Here is a 20,024-nt window from a genome sequence, read left to right as displayed (position 1 = left end):
TCGGGCCCGGCGGACGCGAGACTCCTGGCCCGCCTCCGGACAGTGCCGCGCCCCCGGCGCCCCTCGGGGAGGGCGACGGGGGCGCGGGTGGCTCACCGGCTGTCAGGCTCCCGACGCGTCCAGCATGGCCGCGCGCTCCACGACCTTGATGCGCTCACGCCCCTGCTCGGCGCCGAGCGCCTGCTCGTGGGCGTCCAGGCGGTGCCAGCCTTCCTTGGTGGTGTAGCGGACGCCGCGCTGCTCCAGGAAATCGACGACCGCGTCGGGACCCGGCTGCGCGGGGGCGGGCAGCCGGCCGGCGGCATGGTCCTCCAGCAGGCAGGCCACGGTCTCGTTGGCGTCGCCCTTGGTGTGCCCGATCAGGCCGATCGGTCCGCGCTTGATCCACCCGGTGACGTACACCGAGGGCAGCGGCTCGTCACCGGTCAGTACACGTCCGGCTGCGTGCGGGACGGTGCCTGAGATCACGTCGAAGGGCAGCTTCGGGAGCTCCTCCGAGTAGTAGCCGACCGCGCGGTAGACGCTCTGCACGTCCCAGTCCGTGTGGTTACCCGTGCCCTTGACGTTGCCCGTGCCGTCCAGCTCCATGCGCTCGGTGCGCAGGGCGACGACTCGGCCGTCCTCGCCGACGACCTCCACCGGGGACTCGAAGAAGTGCAGGAACAGCTTGTGCGGACGGTCGCCCACGTCGCGGATCGCCCACTTCTCCAACGTGGAGGCGACCATGTTGGCCTGCTTGTTCTCCCGCCGGGTGGCGATCGAGCCGTCGTCGTAGTCGATGTCCTCGGGGTTGACGATGACCTCGATGTTCGGCGAGTGGTCCAGCTCGCGCAGCTCCATCGGGCTGAACTTCGCCTGGGCCGGCCCGCGCCGCCCGAAGACGTGCACCTCGAGGGCCTTGTTCGCCTTGAGCCCGTCGTAGACGTTCGCGGGGATCTCGGTCGGCAGCAGCTCGTCCGCCGTCTTGGCCAGGATGCGTGCCACGTCCAGGGCCACATTGCCGACGCCGAGCACGGCGACCTTCTCGGCCTCCAGAGGCCAGGTGCGCGGCACCTCGGGGTGGCCGTCGTACCAGGCGACGAACTCGGCCGCACCGTAGGAGCCGGCGAGCTCGATACCGGGTATGTCCAGGGCGCGGTCGGCGTCGGCTCCGGTGGAGAAGATCACGGCGTCGTAGAAGGACCTCAGGTCGTCCAGGCCGATGTCGTTCGGGTAGTCGACGTTTCCGAACAGCCGCAGCTGGGGCTTGTCCAGGACCTGATGCAGCGCCTTGACGATGCCCTTGATCCGCGGGTGGTCCGGAGCGACTCCGTACCGGATCAGGCCGAAGGGGGCGGGCATACGCTCGAACAGGTCGATCGATACGCCCGGCTCCTGGGCGGCCTCGGACTTGAGAAGCGCGTCCGCTGCGTAGATTCCGGCGGGACCGGCTCCGACGATGGCGACGCGGACGGGGCGTGTCATGGAGTGTTGTTCCTTAGGGCGGACGAGCACGGGCAGAGTGCAGCGGGGTAAGGCTTGGCTTACTCCGCTGCCCCCACGGTACGGCCTGTGCGCGGTAGCCCCCGGATCGGGGCAGGGGGATATTTCGGAAATAAAGGGACGTATGCAGCTGAAGAGGCTCGGTTTCTTTGACCGGATCTCTGATCCAGCCGTCTCATGGATGTCCGGAGAATGAGACGGCGCGCGGTGGGCAGGATGTACGACGGTGTCCCTGAGTGCTCCCTCACCCCGAGCGGGCGATGATGGGCACGCGACCGCAGCACTCCGACGAAAGGACACGTGCCATGCCGATCGAGGGCGAGTACGAGCCGAGCCCGACGGCTTGGGTCCGTGAGCAGGTCGAGCTCATGGAGAGCTCCGAAGGGACGCAAGGAACCACCCTGCGCGGTATGCCCGTCATCCTCCTGACGACGCGCGGCGCCAAGAGCGGCAAGCTCCGCAAGACCCCGCTCATGCGTGTCGAGCACGACGGGGAGTACGCCGTGGTGGCGTCCCTGGGCGGCGCCCCGAAGCACCCCGTCTGGTACTACAACGTGCAGGCCGACCCCCAGGTGGAGCTGCGGGACGGGACCGTGGTGCAGGACATGGTCGCCCGCGAGATCACGGGGGAGGAGAAGGCCCTGTGGTGGCGCCGCGCCGTCGAGGCGTTCCCCGACTACGCCGACTACCAGACCAAGACCGACCGGGAGATCCCGGTCTTCGTCCTTTCCCCGGCAGGGAAGAGCTGAGGCGACAGCCCGAACGGTCGGCCGCTACCAGGAGAGCGCCCCGACCGCGGAGGTGATCCGGTCGCGGTCCCAGGCCCCGTCGGCCACCAGGACTTGGTAGCGGCGTGCCAGGGTCGCCCCCGGATCCAGTACCAGCTCCTCGTGGAAGGCGAACGACGGAGCGACGGCCGCGAAGGGGGAGCTGCGCACGAACCAGTGAGCCGGATGCGAGCCATCCGCGCCGGTGTGGTCGTTCTCCGGGGAGTGGACGAAAACGAGTGTCGCGTGCCCGTCGGCCTCGTCGTGTTCACCGCTGTACGCGAGCCACGGGGACTGCCGCCCCATCATGTCCGGACCTTCCGCGTCAGAAGCGATGATCCGCCCGTCCCGGAAAGCGCGCGGCCCTCGCCAGAACAGCCCGGTGTATCCCGCGTCCGGGCGGCCGTGCGTCGTCGGGCTGCCGAACCGCAACGGTTCCTCGCGCCGGTTGGTGACGGTGGACGACCAGGTCAGCGCCCAGCTGCCGGTCACGGTGTCGATGTCGTGCACCTCGATACGCCGCGTCTCCTCGGCCCAGAGCTCTCCGCCGTGCGGGTGCCAGGTCAGCCGCTCCGCGAAACGGACCCCGTCGTCATGCACCGACACTTCGCCGAAGCCGGCGTGCGCCATGGAACCGACGCGCTCCGGAAGGGCGCGATACCCCTCGCCGTGCACGTAGCTGTTGCCGCCCCACAGATTCGCGCCCGACAGATGCGAAGCGGTCATCTGCAGCCCCTTGTGCCAGCGGTGGTCATTGGGCCGGTATCCGGTCACCACCTGCCCGGACAGGGTGCGCAGGGGATGGATGTACGGCTTCGGGGCCTCCCACGCGTCCTCGGCCCGGTAGACGTAACGCAGCAGTTCCACCCCGCTTCCCGTCGTGATGACGGACAGGTGGTCGCCGTGCCGGTGGACGAGTTCCAATGCCTGGGTCATGCCGGGACCTCCGCGGGACGCACCAGGTGCTCCGGCGCCCAGCCGGGAGCGTTGCCGTGCAGCGCGCCGTAGTACGGATCGCCGGGTCCGATCTCGCCCGCCCGTACGGTGTAGCCGGTGAAGGCCGCCTTGTAGAGCGCGGCGACCAGTTCGAGGCTCTTGCGGCCGTCCGCGCCGCTGCTCCGCGGCCTGCGTCCGGCCCGCAGGTCCTCCAGCAGGCCCTTGAGCTGTGCCTCGTGCGAGCTGGGCACATCGGGCCCGAAGTCCCGCCAGACGTCTGCCTCTCCGGACGTGACCCCGGGGGCCGGCGTGATCCGCCAGTCCGCGTTGCGATGCCCGTACAGATGGGTGAGCTCGACCGTCGCCCGCTCGCAGTCGATCCGGATCCGGCTGACCTCGTCCGGGCTGAGCACGCTGTTCACGACGGTGGCCATCGCACCGTTCTCGAAGCGGATCAGCGCGGTGGAGACATCCTCCGTCTCCACGTCGTGCACCAGACGGCCCGCCATCGCGCGAATTTCCGCCCACGGCCCCAGCAGATCGAGGAGCAGATCCATCTGGTGGATTCCGTGCCCCATCGCGGGCCCGCCCCCCTCACTGCTCCAAACGCCGCGCCAGGGAACGGAGTAGTACGCCTCGTCCCGGTACCAGGTGGTCTGGCAATGAGCCACCAGCGGCCGGCCCATGGCCTGTCCGGCGAGCAGTTCCCGGACGTGCCGGGAGCCCGAACCGAAGCGGTGCTGGAACACGATCGCGGCGTACGGGCCGTCACCACCGGCGCCCTCGGCCGCTTCGATCGCGTCGAAGTCCTGCAGCGACGGACAAGGCGGCTTCTCGCACCACACCCACGCCCCGGCGCGTAGTGCGGCCACGGACTGGTCGCGGTGGAACCGGGGTGGGGTGGCGAGAGTGACCAGGTCCGGGCGCTGCTCGGCGAGCATTCGGTCGAGGTCGGTGTACGGGTGGGCGATCCCGGCGTCGGTGCAGAACGCCTCGACCGAGGCCGCGTCGACATCGACCGCGGCGACGATCTCCAACGGCTGCCCGTCGGCGAGTGCGGTCAGCGCGGGCAGATGACTGCCACGCGCGATCGCACCCGTGCCGACGATTGCGACCCGCACCGGCTCCCGGTGCGAAGGATTGCTGGTCGTGACAAACACCCCTTCAGGTGGGGATATGGGCGCTCGCCGGACAGCAAGCGCTTTCTCTCCGGGAAACCTAGGCTCCGCGCGTGAGGCAGGTCAAGGGGGTCCGGGCCGCGCGCGTCCGTCAGGCCTTCAGCAGACCAGGCAGCCATGTGAGCTGCTTCGCGTGCTGGAACGGGCCGCCGCCCTCGTGGTCGTTGAAGTCGTACACCTCGATCTCCTTGTCGGCGTGTGCGTACGCGTTGTACGCGGCGAACACCGTGGACGGCGGGCAGGTCAGGTCCTCCATGGCCACGGAGAACAGCGCGGGTGCCCGCCCCCGCGCGGCGAAGTGGACCCCGTCGAAGTAGGCGAGCGTCCTGTCGGTCTGCTCGGCCCGGCCCCGGTGCGTCTTGAGGTAGTCGCCGATCTCGCGGTACGGCTTACGGTCGGTCATTCGGGTCGCCCGGGGGAAGTCGCAGAGGAAGGGCACGTCCGGCGCGACGGCCGCCAGGCCGGGCACGAGCCCGGCGGCGGCGAGGGCGAGACCGCCGCCCTGGCTCGCGCCGATCACGGCGGTGCGCGAGGCGTCGGCCAGTGGATGCGAGCGGGCCGCCTCCACCGCGCGTACCGCGTCCGTGATCACCCTGCGGTAGTAGTAGGTAGCCGGGTCCTCGATGCCCTGGGTCATGAATCCGGCCAGCGAGGGGCCGGAGCCCACGGGGTCGGCTGTATCCCCCGGGGCCCAGCCGCTGCCCTGGCCCCGGGTGTCCATGACGAAGTGGGCCAAGCCGGCCGAGGCCCAGAGCAGGTGGGTGTGGGGCAGGTTCCGCCCGCCGCCGTACCCGATGAACTCCACGGCGACCGGGAGGGGGTCGGTGGTCCCCGCCGGTATGACGAACCAGCCCTTGACGGGGTGGCCGCCGAAGCCGGCGAACGTCACGTCGTACACGTCGACCGTGACGAGACCGAGGCCGGAGCGCAGCTCGAAGCGGGCGTTCAGGTCGTGGGTTCTCGCCTCGTCGAGCGTGGCCGACCAGAACGTGTCGAAGTCCTCGGGCTCCACCGACCGGCTGCGGTAGGCGTGCAGTTCATCGAGGGAAAGATCGAACAGGGCCATGCGGGACCGCCTCGTGTCGCGAGAATGAATGGTCACACCGTACGACGGTCGGCCCGAAGGTCACCAAGCTTTCTTATCGCGGAAAAGCGCGTTGCTGGTCCGGCCTGCGCCTGCGAGGCGTCCGGGATGTCCGATGCGGAACCCCGCGGTTCGCACCAGGTGGCCGGACTCCTCTCGGGTGGGCGCCTGATGGCGATTTTCCCCAGAAACCCGCCGTCGCGGACAGGTGTCCGGGCACCTCGCGGACACACACAGTTCGCGCGCGACCGCGTCTACACGGAGCGCGAGGTCAACGACGCGCCGCGCACCGTGCACGAGGGCCGCTGGAGGGGCGGGCTGGAAGTTGGAGATCCCGCGGCGGATCCGTCCGTCGGACAGCAGCCTCTTCAGGGCGCGCCAGGTGTCGACCTGGAGGTCGCGGGCCGGGGTGGGCCGGTGGATGAGGCAGAGGTCCGCACGGACGAGGCCGAGCTCGGCAAGGCTCGCGTCGAACGCGGCGAGAGTGAAGGCTTATCCGTGGTCCGCGTTCCGGAGTTTCGTCGTGAGGACCAGCTCCTCGCAGGCGAGCCCGGACTCGGCCGGCGCGCGGCCTATGCCCGCCTCGTTGCCGTGGACGGCGGCGGTGCCGACGGGGCGGTAGCCCGCCTCAAATGCGCCGGCGACCGGCGGTGGTTTCGTCGTCGGGTACCTGGAAGACACCGAATCCGAGCTGCGGCGGAATCGTGACGCCATTGCACACGCGGGTCGAAGGTGGCCGCAGGTAGAGCCGGTCGCACGACACCTTGCAGTCAGGAGTGCACGGCAGGAGCAGCCGGGGCGGGGCGCACACGGGCCGCGACCGACCGGGTCATGGTGGTGTGCTGAACTGTCCGGGAAACATCGGATACAGGAGTTCTTTTGCGCAGCTATCGCCAGCCCGGCATCGTCCTCACCGACCGACGGTTCACGGTCCCGCTCGACCACGACGATCCGGGCGGCGAGATGATCGAGCTCTTCGGTCGCGAAGCCGTCGCGAGCGGGAAGGCCGCGGAGGACCTGCCGTGGCTGGTCTATCTGGAAGGCGGCCCCGGCTTCGGCGCCCGCCGTTTCGTCGGCGCGGAGGCCTGGTTGGGGCGGGCGGTGCAGGAGTTCCGTGTGCTGCTCCTGGACCAGCGTGGCACGGGCTTGTCCACCCCTGCCAACCGGCAGACGCTGCCGCTGCGCGGCGGCCCGCGCGAGCAGGCCGACTACCTCGCCCACTTCCGTTCCGACAGCATCGTCCGCGACTGCGAACTGATCCGCCCCCGGCTCACCGGTGGCGCGCCCTGGACCGTCCTCGGGCAGTCCTTCGGCGGCTTCTGTGCAGTCCACTATCTGTCGGCCGCTCCGGAGGGGCTCGAGGCTGTCCTGATCACCGGGGGCCTGCCCTCGCTGGACGCGCACGCCGACGACGTCTACCGGACCGGTTATCCGCGGATCGAGCGCAAGGTAGCCGCGCACTACGCCCGCTACCCGCAGGATGTCGCACGTGCCCGCGCGATCGCCGCGTACCTCGCCGAGCACCGCCCGGACAGCGCCGGGCACACCCTGACACCCGAGGGATTCCAGTCCCTCGGCATCATGCTGGGAGGCGGCAACGGCAGCCATCAACTGCACTACCTTCTGGAGAACGCGTTCGTCGAAGGCCCGCACGGGGCCGAGCTGTCGGACGGGTTCCAGGAAGCCATGCGCGCCGCCACCTCATTCGCCGGACACCCGCTGTACGCCCTGATGCATGAGGCGATCTACGGCCAGGGCGCGCGGCCCACCGGCTGGGCGGCCGAACGCGTCCGCGCCGAGTTCCCGCAGTTCGACGCCACCGCCGCGCTGGCGGGCGACGGCCCCGTGCTCTTCACCGGCGAGAGTATTCACCCCTGGCACTTTGACGTCGACCCCGCCCTGCGCCCCCTGCGTGGGACTGCGGAGCTGCTCGCGGCCCGCACCGACTGGCCCGTCCTGTACGACACCGAGCGGCTCGCGGTCAACGAGGTACCGGTGGCCGCCGCCGTCTACCATGACGACATGTACGTGGACACCGGCCACGCGCTGCGCACCGCGTCCTCGATCCGTGGCCTGCGCACGTGGGTGACCAGTGAGTACGAGCACGACGGTGTGCGTGCGGGCGGCCCCCACGTGCTGGACCGGCTCCTCTCTCTCGTGCGGGGCGACAGCGACCGCTAGCTGAATTGACCCGCAGCGGTTCGCTCACCCCTGGAGGGCGTCCAGTGTGGCGTCCAGGCCGACCGCCGACTGCGGCGCGCGGTTGTACGGGAGCTTCGCCAGGGCGGCGGCCATACCGCAGCTGTTGCTCACCGCGGAGTAGACGAGCCCGGCGCCGATGCCGGCCGACAGCCACCGGGCCGCCGGGAAGCGACGGCCCGCCACCAGGCCGACCACCACCAGAGAACCGGCGGCGAGGCGTACCTGGCGCTCCATGGGCCAGGTCGTCCGGGCACCCACCGGGCGGTCCAGGCCGTGGCCGTCGCCCTCCCAGGCGGAGGTCCCGCCGGTCAGGGCGGCGGCGTCGATGTCGGCGTCGGCGAGGATCTCGCACGCCCTGGTGGAACGCACGCCGGAGGCGCACACCATGAGCAGGGAGCCGCGGGCGGAGGCCGACTTCAGGGCGGGCACCGCTTCGGGGAGCCGGTCGAGCGGAACGTTCAGAGCACCGGGCACGTGCCCGGAGGCGTACTCCCCGGGGGCCCGCACGTCGACGACGGTGAACTCCTCCAGCCGGGCCGCGGCCTCGGAGGGGGAGAGGGAGGTGGTGCTGATCACGAGCGAGTTCCTTTCGGTCGCCGGAGGGACGGGCCGGGGTCCTGCTCACCCTGTCCCCCGGACGGGTATCACATCCCGGCCGGGCACGGCTTGTCGCACGGTGTGTCCGGCCGGGGGGACACCTTGCCCCCTGCCCCGTACCACTCCCGCAATGCACGCATCCGTTCGCCGGAAAGCCCGCCGTGCGCGCCCGGCCCCCTCGCGCGGCGGGACCGGTGCCTCCGCGGTGGACACCCGATTGACAAACGGGCTTGCTGATTCTGCAATGGATGTCATGAAGGAACAGAACGAGGACGACCCTGGGATCGACGCCGTACTCACCGGGGTCGGTCCACGGCTGCGGCGGCTGCGCAAGGACCGGGGCGTAACACTCGCGGGACTCTCCGAGGTCACCGGAATCTCCGTCTCCACCCTCTCCCGTCTCGAATCCGGTGGTCGGCGTCCCAGCCTGGAGCTGCTGCTCCCCATTGCCAGGGCCCATGAGGTACCGCTCGACGACCTCGTCGGGGCGCCGCCGGTCGGTGATCCGAGGGTCAAGGCGAAGCCGATCGTGCACGGCGGGAAGACCTCCCTGCCGCTCACCGCCCGGCCCGGTGGCCTCCAGGCGTACAAGGTCATACAGGAGGTCTCCTGTACCGAGGCGCCCGAGCAGCGCACCCATGAGGGATATGAGTGGCTGTACGTGCTCAACGGCCGGCTGCGGCTCAAGCTCGCCGAGCACGACCTGGTCCTGGCTCCCGGTGAGGCCGCCGAGTTCGACACCAGGCTCCCGCACTGGTTCGGCCCCGCCGGCGACGAGCCGGTCGAATTCCTCAGCCTGTTCGGGCCGCAGGGGGAGCGGATGCACGTCAGGGCCAAGCCGAAGCGGGCGTGAACGGGCCCGGGCCGACTGGCGCCAGGTGTTCCCAGACTGGCAAGCGACCGCTTAGTATGCGCCGGAGCAGTGGTAATGCCGACAGTTGTGGAGGCCCCTCATGCAGGCATGGCGAGTGCACCGGAACGGCGAGCCGAGCGAGGTGATGAAGCTTGAGGAGTCGGACCGGCCGACCCCTGGGGACGGGCAGGTGCTGCTCAGGGTGCGCGCGGCGAACATCAACTTCCCCGACGCGCTGATCTGCCGCGGCCGGTACCAGGTGAGGCCCCCGCTCCCCTTCACTCCCGGCGTCGAGGTCTGCGGTGAGACCGAGGACGGACGCCGGGTGCTCGCCACCCCCGCCCTCCCGCAGGGCGGCTTCGCCGAGTACGTAGTCGCGGACACGGCGGCCCTGCTCCCCGCCCCCGAGGCCCTGGATGACGCGGAGGCCGCCGCACTGCACATCGGTTACCAGACCGGCTGGTTCGGGCTGCACAGGCGTGCACATCTGCAGGCGGGCGAAACGCTGCTGGTGCACGCGGCCGCCGGCGGTGTCGGCAGCGCGGCCGTCCAGCTCGGCAAGGCCGCCGGCGCCACCGTCATCGGGGTCGTAGGCGGCCCGGAGAAGGCCGCCATCGCCCGCGAACTGGGCTGCGACCTGGTCATCGACCGCCGGAGCGAGGACATCGTCGCGGTGGTGAAGGAAGCCACGGGCGGACGCGGCGCGGACGTCGTCTACGACCCGGTCGGCGGAGACGCCTACGCCAAGTCCGTCAAGTGCATCGCCTTCGAGGGGCGGGTCGTCGTCGTCGGCTTCGCGAGCGGGGTCACCCCCACGCCCGGCCTCAACCACGCTCTGGTGAAGAACTACTCGATCGCCGGCCTCCACTGGGGTCTGTACAACACCAAGGACCCTGCCGCAGTCCGCGCCTGCCACGGCGAGCTCACCGAGCTCGCGGCGCAGGGCGTCATCAAGCCGCTGATCAGCGAGCGCGTTCCCATGGCCGACGCGGCACGAGCCGTCCAGCGGGTCGCTGATGGCACCAGCACCGGCCGTATCGTCGTCCTGCCGTCAGGAGGCACCCGATGAGTACCGCCATCGACGCGGCACAGATCCGCCGCCTCACCCAGGAGTTGCTGGCGGCACACTCGCCGGCCACCACCGGCCGTAGCGCCTTCCTCGAGGCGCGCTTCGATGCCGGCCTGGCCTGGGTTCACTACCCCGTCGGGCTCGGCGGACTCGACGCGCCGCGCTCCCTGCAGCACGTCGTGGACGCCGAACTCGCCGCCGCCGGAGCCCCCGACAACGACCCGCGCCGCATCGGCATCGGCCTCGGCATGGCGGCCCCGACGATTCTCGGCTACGGCACCGAGGAGCAGAAGCAGCGCTTCCTACGGCCGTTGTGGATCGGCGAGGAGGTGTGGTGCCAGCTCTTCAGCGAGCCCGGTGCCGGATCCGACCTCGCCGCTCTGAGCACGCGCGCCGTCCGCGACGGCGAGGACTGGGTCGTCGACGGGCAGAAGGTCTGGACGTCCAGTGCCCATGTGGCCCGCTGGGCCATCCTGATCGCCCGCACCGACCCGGACGTCCCCAAGCACCGCGGCATCAGCTACTTCATCTGCGATATGACCGACCCCGGTGTCGAAGTGCGGCCACTGCGCCAGATCACCGGCGAGGCCGAGTTCAACGAGGTCTTCCTCACCGGCGTACGCATCCCGGACAGCAGGCGCCTAGGCCCGGTCGGTGACGGCTGGAAGGTCGCCCAGACCACGCTGATGAATGAGCGCGTCTCTATCGGCGGAGCCCGCATCCCTCGCGAGGGCGGCATGATCGGCACCGTCGCGAAGACCTGGCGTGAACAGCCGGGCCTGCGCACCCACGACCTCCACCAGCGACTGCTCACGCTGTGGGTCGAGGCCGAGGTCGCCCGGCTCGCCGGTGAGCGGCTGCGGCAGCAGCTCGTCGCCGGACAGCCGGGCCCCGAGGGCTCCGGCATGAAGCTCGCGTTCGCCCGGCTCAACCAGGAGATCAGCGGGCTGGAGGTGGAACTCCTGGGCGACGAAGGCCTCTTGTACAGCGACTGGACCATGCGCCGCCCGGAGCTCGTCGACTTCACCGGACGCGACGCCGGCTACCGCTATCTGCGTTCCAAGGGCAATTCTATCGAGGGCGGTACGAGCGAAGTCCTGCTCAACATCGTCGCCGAACGCGTCCTCGGTCTGCCCGTCGAGCCGCGGAACGACAAGGACGTCGCCTGGAAGGATCTTGCCCGATGACCGCACGGACCGAAGCCGCCCAGTCGCCCGACCTGCTCTACTCGGAGACCGAAGAGGACCTGCGCTCGGCCGTGCGTTCGCTGCTCGCCGACCGGGCCGACGCGCCGACAGTAATTGCCGGGATAGAGTCCGACACGCCGTACGACCTGCGGCTGTGGGAATCGCTCGCCGTGGGGATCGGAGCAGCCGGACTGCTGGTCCCGGAGAAGCTCGGAGGCCAGGGCGCCGGCCATCGCGAGGCCGCCGTGGTCCTGGAGGAACTCGGCCGCAGCGTCGCCCCGGCGCCGTACCTGACGAGCGCCGTCGTCGCGACCGGCATCCTCCTCGCTCTGGGCGACGAAGACGGCCCGGTCGCCGAACTCCTCGGTGAGCTGGCGGCGGGCAGCAAGGTCGCCGTGCTCGCCCTGCCGTTCGCGACAGCCCCCGCCGACGGAGCCGCCGCGATGACCGGCACCCTGGAGCGGACCGTGACCGGCGTCGCGGAGGCCTCGGCGGCCGATGTGCTGCTGGTGCCCACCGCGGAGGGGCTGTACGCGGTGGAGACCGGTGGGGACGGCATCGCCGTCCAGCCGCTCGTCCCGCTCGACCTGACCCGCCCGCTCGCCACCGTCACCCTGACCGGGGCTGCCGGCACCCGGCTCGCGGAGGCGGGCCCCGCGGCGGCGGCCGTGCGCGCGGGCCTGCTGGCCGGTGCCGGACTGCTCGCGTCCGAGCAGCTAGGGCTGGCCGAGTGGTGTCTGACCGAAACGGTCCGGCACACCCGTGAACGCCACCAGTTCAACAGGCCGGTGGGCTCTTTCCAGTCGCTCAAGCACCGGATGGCCCAGCTCTGGCTCGAGGTCGTCTCCGCGCGTGCTGCCGCCCGCAACGCCGCGGACGCGCTCGCGACCGGCAGCCCCGACGCACCGCTCGCGGTGGCCGTGGCGCAGGCCTACTGCTCCACGGCCGCGGTGCGCGCCGCGGAGGAGTGCGTCCAACTGCACGGCGGAATCGGAATGACCTGGGAGCACCCCGCGCACCTGTATCTGAAACGGGCCAAGGCCGACTCGATCGCGTACGGCACCGCGGGACGCCACCGCGAAGCCGTAGCCGGGCTCGTAAAGCTTTCGGCTCCGTAAGGCTGCTCCGGGGCGGGGCGCCTGGTGCCATGGCTCCCCGCCCCGTCAAGTCCTACGGAAGTCCGAAGCGGAGAGCAGGGGAAACACCAGGCGCAGGGCAGCCGACACGCGGGCGAAGGATACTCCAATTCTTGGCAGGTACCTGCCTTTCTGCGTGTCACCGCTCCCATACTCGTCGCGTCCCCCCGCCCGACCGCTTCAGGGAGACCCCATGGCACACCTGACCCGTCGCAGAGTCGTCACCACTGCCCTCGCCACCGCCGCTGCGGGAGCGTTCATCCCCGCCCAGACGGCCGCCGCGGCACCTCTCGAGACCGCCCGCCTCCGTGGCCCCCGGCCGCTGGCCCGCGCCCATGCGCACAACGACTACCTGCACCCGCGTCCTCTCCACGATGCGCTCGCGCACGGTTTCACCAGCGTCGAGGCAGACATCTTCCTCGTCGACGGTGAACTGCTCGTCGCCCACGAGGCCGCGAGCCTCGACCCCGCACGCACCCTCGTCTCGCTCTACCTCGACCCCCTGCTGGCCCGGGTCCGCGCCCACCACGGTTCCGTCCACGCCGGTCACCCCGACCCGCTGCAGCTGCTGATCGACATCAAGACCGACGGCGCGGCCGCCTACCTCGCGCTCGACCGGGTGCTCCGCCCCTACCGCCGCATCCTCACCCGCGCGGTCCACGGCCGGGTCCGCATCGGCGCGGTGACCCCTGTCATCTCCGGAGACCGCGCGGCCCGCGTGCCGATGGAGGCGCAGTCCACGCGCTACGCCTTCTACGACGGCCGTCCGGAGGACCTCGGCACCGGGGCTCCCGCCTCCTTCATCCCGCTCATCAGCAGCAACTGGGCCGCGAGCTTCAGCTGGCAGGGGGCCGGACCCTTCCCTGCCGCCGAACGCGAGAGGCTGCGCACCGCCGTCTCGGCGGCCCACGCACGCGGACAACGGGTCCGCTTCTGGGGTACGCCCGATCTCGCGGGCCCGGAACGCGACGCCGTGTGGACCGAACTCGTCGCCGCGGACGTCGACCATCTCAACACCGACGACCTGGCAGGGCTCGAGCACTTCCTGCGCCGACGCGAGCCCAGCAGCAGCCGAGGCGACTGAGCGGCGCCGCCCGCCGCCACCGGTCACCGTGCGTCAACACCCGTTCGGCGGACACGCCAGTGCGCTGGACGGCCTCTCCGCTGCGCCACACTGGCGGCCGAATGCCGCGATTCCGGCGCGGCGGAGGAGGTTGGCCATGGCCATTACGATCTCAGTGGTGCTGTTTCTGCTGATCCTCGCAGTGCTCTTCCTGCGCAACGGCGGACTCAAGATCTCGCACGCGATCGTCTGCGCCCTGCTGGGATTCCTCCTCGCGGGTACGAGCATGGCTCCCACCATCCACGAAGGGATCACCGCCACCGCGAACGTCGTCAGCGGTCTGCGTCCCTGAACCCGCGCACCGTCCGGATGCGAGAGAATGTCTACCCGATCGTGGCAGAGCGCCGCACGGGAACCGGCCGGGGCGATACCGTCGTCTCGAGGGCCCCTGCGCGCGCTTCGTCGACATGGCTTGGACCTGACCGATCCCGGCCACGCACCTGGAGAACGAAGCGATGTCATTCCCGCCCCCCGGACGACACTCGGGCGCCGCCCACCACGAGTACTGCAACAACGCCCTGTGCTGTCGCTGCCAGCAGCGGCAGTGGATGACGAAGTTGGGCGACGAGCGCCTCTGCGGCCCCTGCGCCGCCTGCTGCCGCGACTGTGGCAGGGCCCCCGCACCCCATCTGGACGGGCTCGACGACGGGCTCTGTGCGGAATGCCGAGGCCGGTGCGGCCGATGCCAGCGGGCACTCCCTGCCGAGGGCTCCTGCGCCTGCCGCAAGTGGCGTGAGCGCGCGGGCGGCGATCCGGTCGCCTACATCCTTCAGGCCCTTCCGCAACCGCTCGTCCAGGCACTCGGCCATCGCCACCCCCGTACGGTGCACGATCTGATCCACCGGGAGCTCGCCCGGCGCACTCCCGATCAGCTCCTCGAACGGCTCGAACGCCGGTGGAACGTCCGCTGGTCCCACGCCCTCCACGAGAAGGACGAGGACGGCCGACGCCGCTGGGCACCGCAGGAGATCGCCGAGGCGCTCGTGAGCCCGGGCCACTGCGCGAATCCGCGGTGCGAGGACGGTTACCTGCTCACCACCGACACACCGTGCGGCCAGTGCCTGCGCCCCACCCACCGCTTCGTCACCGCGGTGGCCGACCGGACGGCGACCTCGGAACACGCCCGCGCGACAGCCGCACAGATCCGGCGGGCGCTTGTCGAAGGCCGCTCCACCAAGCCGGGCAAGCGGCGGCCGACCAGCTGATCAGGTTCAGCCCCTGTCGAGCGCGCCCCGCACCAGTGCCGCGGCGAGTACGGCCGGGTCCTGGTCCTTCGCCAGCCGGCTGAGCTCGTCCGGTGCCGTGGGCAGACCGACACGTTCCGCCCCCTGGAGTGCCTTCGCGTCGAGGTAGGGCGCCGTCTCGGGCCAGACCGTCTGCACCTCGCGCAGGAAGATGTCGGCGCCCGCCGGCCCTATCCCGGGGAAGCGGCGCAGCCCCGAGCGCAGCGTGTCCGTGTCACCGTCGGCTTCCCGGCGCAGCCGCCGCAGGTCCCCGCCGTACGCGTCGAGCAGGAGCAGGGCGCCTTCCCCCAACTGGGACGCAGTGCGTTCGTCGTACCGGCGGTAGCCACCTTCGCCCAGCGCGTCGACACGCTCCTGCCACGTGGCGTCAGCCATACGGCGCGGCGTCCGCAGCCGGTGGGAGAAGAGCGCCTGAGCCGTGGCCACCGCGACCTGTGCGCGGATCCGCGCACTCAGCAGGTGGCTCAGCACGAGCAGCTGGTACAAAGGCTGAGGGGTGTTCCGCAGCCGGATACCCGCCTCCACCGCATACGTGGTCCCGTGCCGCTCCAGCAACGCGTCCAGAGTCCGGCGCGTGCTCACGTGAACCCGAAGATGCGCGCGATGAAGTACCCCGCGACCACTGCCGAGCCCAGCAGCACCACGGTTGCCCAGAGGACCGGGTGTTCCCAGACCCCTCCGTCGGCGCGTTCTACGTGTGCTTCGCTTATGCAGCCCTCGGCGGGAGGTGTCTCTCCCGGGGGCGTGAGTGAGGTAGCCATGTATCCACCTTCCCTCCTCGCGGCCAGGCCCGCGAGGCCGGTGCCGATGGCGGCACGCGTACGTCCGTACGGGGTCCGACAGCTCCCGTCGGCGCTGCGGGACGGTGCAACGGGGCACCGTCAAGGAATGCCCGCAGTCACCACGCCCGAGCCCGTCGTCAAACTCGTCCAGCGCACCACTGAGCCGGCCGCGGCCCAGGTTCTGCGGTCGACGGCGGCGGCTGTCATCGCCTTCGCGGTGGCCCAAACGGCCCTCCCTGCCCCGCACCCGGCGCCTCTCACCGCGCCTCTCACCGCCCTTCTCGTAGTGCAGGTGACGCTCTACGCCACGCTCACCACCGGTATCCGGCGCGTGAACGCCGTTGTCGTCGGCGTCCTGATCGCCAGTGGATTCAGCTCTCTGGTGGGCCTGAGCTGGTGGAGCCTCGGGCTGACCATCTTGACCTCCCTGCTGATCGGAAGGCTGGTACGGGTCAACGAGTTCGTGCCGGAGGTGGCCATCAGCGCGATGCTGGTCCTCGGCGTCTCGCAGGTCGCTCACACCGCCTGGGAACGCGTGCTGGAAACCCTGATCGGTGCCGGGGTCGGCCTGCTCTTCAACCTCCTGCTGGCACCGCCCGTCTGGGTCGAGCCGGCGGGCGCCGCCATCGGCGGCCTGGGGGAGCGGATGGGGAAGATGTTCCGGACCCTGGGCGACGAGATCGGCGGGACTCACCCCGTGCGAAAGGCCGCAGCGCGTCTGCACGAAGCCCGCCGCCTGGACCACGCCATCGTGGAGGTCGATGCTTCCCTGCGTCAGGCCGAGGAGAGCCTGATGCTCAACCCCCGCGTCCGGCAGGGGCTGCTCTTCCGCGTCGTCCTGCGGACCGGGCTCGACACGCTGGAGATCTGCGCCGTGGTGCTGCGTGTCCTCACCCGCACACTCACCGACCTCGCCAAGGCACGCGCAGAGGAATCGCTCCTCCCCGAGGACGTGGCCAGGGATCTCCGAGAACTGTTCGGGCACATGTCCGACGCCATCGAAGGGTTCGCGGTCATGATCACCACGCCGATGGCCGAGAGCGGCGAGGAGGCCGAGGAACGCCTGGCCGACGCGCTCGCCCGCAGTCGCACGACGCGCGACCGCGTGGCGGATCTGCTGCTCGAGGACGTCCAGGAACACCCCAGGCAGTGGCAGCTGCACGGCGCACTGCTCGCGGAGGTCGACCGCATCCTCGATGAACTCGACATCGACAAACGCACGGAGCGCCTGGCCGAGGAGTTGGACCGCCGGTCTGCCGAGGCCCACGAACGCCACCCGCGGCTGCGGGAGATGTCCCGCAGGCTGCGCGGGGCGACGCAGGCGCGGCTGCGCGCCGACGAGTGAGACTCAGTCCGCCCGCCGGTGCGGCTCCTCGCCGGGCTGCGTACGGCGTCGGTGACTGGTGTCGCACCACGGGTACACGCGGCTGCGCCGGCACATGCAGACAGCCACGACGAACCGCTCGGAGGTGGCCACACTACCGTTCGCGCAGATGACTTCCACAGGCCCTTCGACCAGGAGAGGCCCTTCGTCGCTGAGAGTGAGCCGGCAGGGACGTTCAGGCTTGTTCGGCACGGATGACCACCAGCTCCTCCTCCATCTCTCCTCCGTCCACCAGACCCGTCTCCCGGAGCCAGCGCAGTCTGGAGCGCAGCACGGGGCCGAGGGGTACGAGGGCGCGGTCGCTGACAACGGCCCGCAGCCCGGCGTCCGAGAGACGCCGCAGGGTCACGTCGCTGTCGCACAGGCCGGAGTGCACGAGAAGGAGACGGCCTCCGGGGCGCAGCGCGGCGGGCACGGTCTCACAGACCCGGTCGAGGATCGCCCGGCCGTCGCGCCCGGCCTCCCAGGCCCGCGCCGCACCGTGCCCGGGGAGCCGGCCCATGGGCGACGGCACATAGGGCGGGTTGCAGATCACCAGGTCGTACGAACGGCCGGGCAGCGCCGCGAGGAGGTCGCTGCGCTGCACGGTGATACGCCGACGGTGCAGCAGCGCGTTCAGCCGGGCGGTCGCCACGGCCCGCCTGGCGATGTCCACGGCCGTCACCCGCGCACCCAGCCCTGCCGCGTGCAGAGCGAGGGCGCCACTCCCCGTGCCGACGTCCAGGACCTCGGTGCCCGGGCCGATGCCTTCTTGGTCCAGCGCGGCGATGAGCAGGCGGGTGTCGTGCTGCGGTGCGTACACGCCCGGGAGGGTCATCAACCGGGTGGGACGGGTGTCCTCGGCCATGTCTGCGGACATCTGCGACTCCGTTCGTTGGTTGGCCGGCGGGTGCGGATCAGGACGGGGCTTCAGGCCTGCCAGTCCGCCAGCAGCCGGTCTCCGAGCCGGTCCTCGAGACACGAGGTGGCGGTGATGCCGAACGCGATGTCGGCCGCCAGTTCGGGTTCGTCGTCGAGCAGACCGCCGATCACGTCGCGGCGTACCACCTGCTCGTGCACGGCGTCCGCTTCGACGTGCTCGGTGTAGAAGAACTCTGCCGCGGGGCCCGCGCCGGTGCGTTTCATGGCCCGGGCCAGGCGTCGCGAAGCGGGGGAGGAGGTGATCTCGACGGCGGCGAAGTGGCCCACCAGCGCTCCGCGCAGCCTGCGGTGCAGTCCGAACAGAGACATCAGGTTCACCAGGGCCAGCATGGGCGCGCAGCCCTCGTCCAGGTAGCGGCCGTACGCGGTGTCGAGGCCCAGATCGGTCATGAGGTCGGCGAACAGCTGGGCGTGGACACGGTCCGCGCGCCCGGCGCCGAACTCGTCGTACTCGATCGCCGCCATGCCGGCCTTGGCCCGTCCGCTGAGCCTGGGCAGCACCCAGGCATGCGGGTCGGCCTCCTTGAGGTGGTACAGCGAACGCTGCATCGCGTAGTCGCGCAGGTGACGAAGCTCGCCCCGGTCCTGGAGGAACCAGGAGACGCCGGATCCGCGGACCGGTTCCACGAGGAGGCCGTCCAGGATGTCATCGAGGTTCATGGTCACCGGGGCGTCCTGCCGCAGAGCCGTCAGGAAGCGGTCCTCCAGCGCGGCACGTACCGCGAGCAGCGACGGATCCCACTCCAGCTCGGGACGTACGCCGGTGAACCCGCGGTAGTGCAGCTCATAACACACGTACAGGGCGAGCTGTAGATCGTCGCCGTAGGGCTCGGCAGCCCGGGCGGCATCCGGATCCGGCAGGGGGCCGTCGTCCCGCAGGAAACCGGCCACCCCTGCGGAGAGCACTCCGCGGGGTCGTGGAAGGGAAGGGCCTGCATGGTGATGTCGCATGGGTTGCCTCCTGCCCCGGCACGCCCCGGAGTCACATGGACAATCGTGATCGACTGTACGCCGAACAGCCGCGACCGGCCTGTCCTCGCGGCGCACCCCGGCGCGGGCCTACGAGCGCGGCCTCTCGCCCGTCCAGTCCAGGAGCCGTTCCACGGGCCACGTCGTGACGACACGGTCCGCGGGAACTTCGCACGCCTCCGCCCGCGCACAGCCGTAGGGCTGCCAGTCCAGCTGTCCCGGAGCATGCGCGTCGGTGTCGATCGAGATCAGAGCACCCGACGCGACCGCCTGCCGGAGCAGACGGCGTGGCGGATCGAGCCGCTCCGGGCGGCAGTTGATCTCCACCGCAGTCCCCGCTTCGGCACACGCCGCGAACACCCGATCGGCGTCGAACTCCGACTCGGGCCGCTTCTTCCCGCCGAGGAGACGTCCCGTACAGTGCCCGAGGATGTCGGCGTGCGGATTGTGTACGGCGGCGAGTATCCGCTCCGTCATCGGAGCCGCGTCCATGCGCAGTTTCGAATGGACCGAGACGACCACCACGTCGAGGCGCTCCAGAACGTCGGGGTGCTGGTCCAGCGAGCCGTCGGGAAGAATGTCGCACTCGATACCGGTGAGCAGACGAAACGGTGCCCACTGCTTGTTGAGTCCCGCCACGACGGACAGCTGATCGAGGAGACGCTCGGTCGAGAGCCCGTTGGCCACGGTCAGCCTGGGCGAGTGGTCCGTGAGCACCGCCCACTCGTGGCCCAGCTCGATCGCCGTCCGGCCCATCTCCGCGATCGGGCTGCCCCCGTCGGACCAGTCCGAGTGCAGATGGCAGTCACCGCGCAGAGCGGCGAGTAGCGTCTCCCCGCCCGAGGCCAATGGTGCCGAAGCCTCTTGCTCCAGTGCTTCGAGATACCCGGGCGTCGCGCCACCCACGGCCTCACGGATCACCTTGGCCGTCTTGGGCCCGATGCCGCGCACCGTCTCCAGTGAACCGTGCGCCACCCGTTCGGTGACCTCCTCCCCGCCCATTGAGCTGATCGCCTCCGCCGCCGTGCGGAAGGCCTTCACCCGGTACGTCGCTGCCTGGGACCGCTCCAGAAGGAACGCGATCCGCCGTAGGGCGTCCGCCGGATCCAT

At 70.7% G+C, this 20,024-nt stretch carries 21 protein-coding genes and 1 pseudogene; 10 read left to right on the top strand and 12 right to left on the bottom strand.

The genetic code is table 11. The features are described from left to right. Positions 1–102: 102 nt before the first annotated feature. Positions 103–1,464 carry an FAD-dependent oxidoreductase gene (locus ACWD04_RS20250; RefSeq protein WP_451133746.1) on the bottom strand — a complete coding sequence of 454 codons (1,362 nt, stop codon included), beginning with the start codon at positions 1,462–1,464 and terminating at the stop codon, positions 103–105. A 323-nt stretch (positions 1,465–1,787) separates the two neighbouring features. Between ACWD04_RS20250 and ACWD04_RS20245 the strand changes: the two genes are divergently transcribed. Then, positions 1,788–2,231, top strand: a complete 444-nt coding sequence (locus ACWD04_RS20245; protein ID WP_451133744.1) for a nitroreductase family deazaflavin-dependent oxidoreductase — start codon at positions 1,788–1,790, stop codon at positions 2,229–2,231. A 24-nt stretch (positions 2,232–2,255) separates the two neighbouring features. Here the strand turns inward: ACWD04_RS20245 and ACWD04_RS20240 are convergent, their stop codons facing one another. From ACWD04_RS20240 to ACWD04_RS20225, 4 genes and pseudogenes are all read right to left on the bottom strand, one after another. Further along, the gene (locus ACWD04_RS20240; protein WP_451133742.1) at positions 2,256–3,185 is read right to left on the bottom strand and encodes a DUF6807 domain-containing protein; all 930 of its coding nucleotides are present in this window, start codon (positions 3,183–3,185) and stop codon (positions 2,256–2,258) included. After that, a complete protein-coding gene (locus tag ACWD04_RS20235; RefSeq protein ID WP_451133740.1) occupies positions 3,182–4,345 on the bottom strand; it encodes a Gfo/Idh/MocA family protein in 1,164 nt (387 codons plus the stop codon). Before ACWD04_RS20235 ends, ACWD04_RS20240 begins: the two co-directional genes overlap by 4 nt. A gap of 109 nt (positions 4,346–4,454) precedes the next feature. Continuing rightward, a complete protein-coding gene (locus tag ACWD04_RS20230; RefSeq protein WP_451133738.1) occupies positions 4,455–5,429 on the bottom strand; it encodes an acetylxylan esterase in 975 nt (324 codons plus the stop codon). A gap of 312 nt (positions 5,430–5,741) precedes the next feature. Continuing rightward, positions 5,742–6,189, bottom strand: a pseudogene (locus ACWD04_RS20225) (aldo/keto reductase); the annotation flags it as partial. A 137-nt stretch (positions 6,190–6,326) separates the two neighbouring features. Between ACWD04_RS20225 and ACWD04_RS20220 the strand changes: the two are divergent. Then, positions 6,327–7,628 (top strand): alpha/beta fold hydrolase, encoded by a 1,302-nt coding sequence (locus ACWD04_RS20220; protein ID WP_451133736.1) that lies wholly within the window; start codon positions 6,327–6,329, stop codon positions 7,626–7,628. A gap of 24 nt (positions 7,629–7,652) precedes the next feature. Here ACWD04_RS20220 and ACWD04_RS20215 read toward each other — a convergent pair whose 3' ends face one another. Further along, the gene (locus ACWD04_RS20215) at positions 7,653–8,225 is read right to left on the bottom strand and encodes a rhodanese-like domain-containing protein (protein ID WP_451133734.1); all 573 of its coding nucleotides are present in this window, start codon (positions 8,223–8,225) and stop codon (positions 7,653–7,655) included. A 274-nt stretch (positions 8,226–8,499) separates the two neighbouring features. On the opposite strand from ACWD04_RS20215, the gene ACWD04_RS20210 reads away from it, so the two are divergent. From ACWD04_RS20210 to ACWD04_RS20180, 7 genes are all read left to right on the top strand, one after another. Continuing rightward, positions 8,500–9,099 (top strand): helix-turn-helix domain-containing protein, encoded by a 600-nt coding sequence (locus ACWD04_RS20210; RefSeq protein ID WP_451133732.1) that lies wholly within the window; start codon positions 8,500–8,502, stop codon positions 9,097–9,099. Positions 9,100–9,199: 100 nt separating this feature from the next. Then, positions 9,200–10,168, top strand: coding sequence for an NADPH:quinone oxidoreductase family protein (locus tag ACWD04_RS20205; protein ID WP_451133730.1), 969 nt, complete (start codon positions 9,200–9,202; stop codon positions 10,166–10,168). Next, entirely contained in the window at positions 10,165–11,355 is a 1,191-nt protein-coding gene (locus ACWD04_RS20200; RefSeq protein WP_451133728.1) for an acyl-CoA dehydrogenase family protein, read from the top strand. The genes ACWD04_RS20205 and ACWD04_RS20200 overlap by 4 nt, the downstream gene beginning before the upstream one ends. Then, on the top strand, positions 11,352–12,473 hold the full coding sequence (locus tag ACWD04_RS20195) for an acyl-CoA dehydrogenase family protein (RefSeq protein ID WP_451133726.1): 1,122 nt from the start codon (positions 11,352–11,354) through the stop codon (positions 12,471–12,473). The genes ACWD04_RS20200 and ACWD04_RS20195 overlap by 4 nt, the downstream gene beginning before the upstream one ends. Before the next feature lie 211 nt (positions 12,474–12,684). Then, on the top strand, positions 12,685–13,575 hold the full coding sequence (locus ACWD04_RS20190) for a phosphatidylinositol-specific phospholipase C/glycerophosphodiester phosphodiesterase family protein (RefSeq protein WP_451133724.1): 891 nt from the start codon (positions 12,685–12,687) through the stop codon (positions 13,573–13,575). 136 nt (positions 13,576–13,711) lie between these two features. Beyond that, on the top strand, positions 13,712–13,906 hold the full coding sequence (locus ACWD04_RS20185; protein ID WP_451133722.1) for a hypothetical protein: 195 nt from the start codon (positions 13,712–13,714) through the stop codon (positions 13,904–13,906). Positions 13,907–14,069: 163 nt separating this feature from the next. Next, positions 14,070–14,819 carry a hypothetical protein gene (locus ACWD04_RS20180; RefSeq protein ID WP_451133721.1) on the top strand — a complete coding sequence of 250 codons (750 nt, stop codon included), beginning with the start codon at positions 14,070–14,072 and terminating at the stop codon, positions 14,817–14,819. A gap of 6 nt (positions 14,820–14,825) precedes the next feature. Here the strand turns inward: ACWD04_RS20180 and ACWD04_RS20175 are convergent, their stop codons facing one another. Beyond that, on the bottom strand, positions 14,826–15,440 hold the full coding sequence (locus ACWD04_RS20175; RefSeq protein ID WP_451133719.1) for an endonuclease: 615 nt from the start codon (positions 15,438–15,440) through the stop codon (positions 14,826–14,828). Then, a complete protein-coding gene (locus ACWD04_RS20170) occupies positions 15,437–15,619 on the bottom strand; it encodes a DUF6480 family protein (protein ID WP_451133717.1) in 183 nt (60 codons plus the stop codon). Before ACWD04_RS20170 ends, ACWD04_RS20175 begins: the two co-directional genes overlap by 4 nt. Positions 15,620–15,746: 127 nt before the next feature. On the opposite strand from ACWD04_RS20170, the gene ACWD04_RS20165 reads away from it, so the two are divergent. Further along, positions 15,747–16,985, top strand: a complete 1,239-nt coding sequence (locus ACWD04_RS20165; protein WP_451133715.1) for an FUSC family protein — start codon at positions 15,747–15,749, stop codon at positions 16,983–16,985. 3 nt (positions 16,986–16,988) lie between these two features. Here the strand turns inward: ACWD04_RS20165 and ACWD04_RS20160 are convergent, their stop codons facing one another. From ACWD04_RS20160 to ACWD04_RS20145, 4 genes are all read right to left on the bottom strand, one after another. Beyond that, positions 16,989–17,216, bottom strand: coding sequence for a CDGSH iron-sulfur domain-containing protein (locus ACWD04_RS20160; protein ID WP_451133713.1), 228 nt, complete (start codon positions 17,214–17,216; stop codon positions 16,989–16,991). After that, positions 17,200–17,883: a HemK2/MTQ2 family protein methyltransferase gene (locus tag ACWD04_RS20155; protein ID WP_451133711.1), complete on the bottom strand. Its 684-nt coding sequence runs from the start codon at positions 17,881–17,883 to the stop codon at positions 17,200–17,202. The genes ACWD04_RS20160 and ACWD04_RS20155 overlap by 17 nt, the downstream gene beginning before the upstream one ends. 50 nt (positions 17,884–17,933) lie before the next feature. Continuing rightward, on the bottom strand, positions 17,934–18,896 hold the full coding sequence (locus tag ACWD04_RS20150; protein ID WP_451133710.1) for an iron-containing redox enzyme family protein: 963 nt from the start codon (positions 18,894–18,896) through the stop codon (positions 17,934–17,936). A gap of 108 nt (positions 18,897–19,004) precedes the next feature. Next, entirely contained in the window at positions 19,005–20,024 is a 1,020-nt protein-coding gene (locus tag ACWD04_RS20145; RefSeq protein ID WP_451133708.1) for a PHP domain-containing protein, read from the bottom strand.

Source organism: Streptomyces sp. NPDC002911 (assembly GCF_053591835.1).
Note: the sequence above shows the minus strand (reverse complement) of the source record. Positions and strands in the feature narration are given on the sequence as shown.

Coding starts and splice junctions, on each gene's coding strand:
- ACWD04_RS20250 (WP_451133746.1), bottom strand. CDS start 1,464: ATGACACGCCCCGTCCGCGTCGCCATCGTCGGAGCCGGTCCCGCCGGA.
- ACWD04_RS20245 (WP_451133744.1), top strand. CDS start 1,788: ATGCCGATCGAGGGCGAGTACGAGCCGAGCCCGACGGCTTGGGTCCGT.
- ACWD04_RS20240 (WP_451133742.1), bottom strand. CDS start 3,185: ATGACCCAGGCATTGGAACTCGTCCACCGGCACGGCGACCACCTGTCC.
- ACWD04_RS20230 (WP_451133738.1), bottom strand. CDS start 5,429: ATGGCCCTGTTCGATCTTTCCCTCGATGAACTGCACGCCTACCGCAGC.
- ACWD04_RS20210 (WP_451133732.1), top strand. CDS start 8,500: ATGAAGGAACAGAACGAGGACGACCCTGGGATCGACGCCGTACTCACC.
- ACWD04_RS20205 (WP_451133730.1), top strand. CDS start 9,200: ATGCAGGCATGGCGAGTGCACCGGAACGGCGAGCCGAGCGAGGTGATG.
- ACWD04_RS20200 (WP_451133728.1), top strand. CDS start 10,165: ATGAGTACCGCCATCGACGCGGCACAGATCCGCCGCCTCACCCAGGAG.
- ACWD04_RS20195 (WP_451133726.1), top strand. CDS start 11,352: ATGACCGCACGGACCGAAGCCGCCCAGTCGCCCGACCTGCTCTACTCG.
- ACWD04_RS20190 (WP_451133724.1), top strand. CDS start 12,685: ATGGCACACCTGACCCGTCGCAGAGTCGTCACCACTGCCCTCGCCACC.
- ACWD04_RS20185 (WP_451133722.1), top strand. CDS start 13,712: ATGGCCATTACGATCTCAGTGGTGCTGTTTCTGCTGATCCTCGCAGTG.
- ACWD04_RS20180 (WP_451133721.1), top strand. CDS start 14,070: ATGTCATTCCCGCCCCCCGGACGACACTCGGGCGCCGCCCACCACGAG.
- ACWD04_RS20170 (WP_451133717.1), bottom strand. CDS start 15,619: ATGGCTACCTCACTCACGCCCCCGGGAGAGACACCTCCCGCCGAGGGC.
- ACWD04_RS20165 (WP_451133715.1), top strand. CDS start 15,747: ATGCCCGCAGTCACCACGCCCGAGCCCGTCGTCAAACTCGTCCAGCGC.
- ACWD04_RS20155 (WP_451133711.1), bottom strand. CDS start 17,883: ATGTCCGCAGACATGGCCGAGGACACCCGTCCCACCCGGTTGATGACC.
- ACWD04_RS20150 (WP_451133710.1), bottom strand. CDS start 18,896: ATGCGACATCACCATGCAGGCCCTTCCCTTCCACGACCCCGCGGAGTG.
- ACWD04_RS20145 (WP_451133708.1), bottom strand. CDS start 20,024: ATGGATCCGGCGGACGCCCTACGGCGGATCGCGTTCCTTCTGGAGCGG.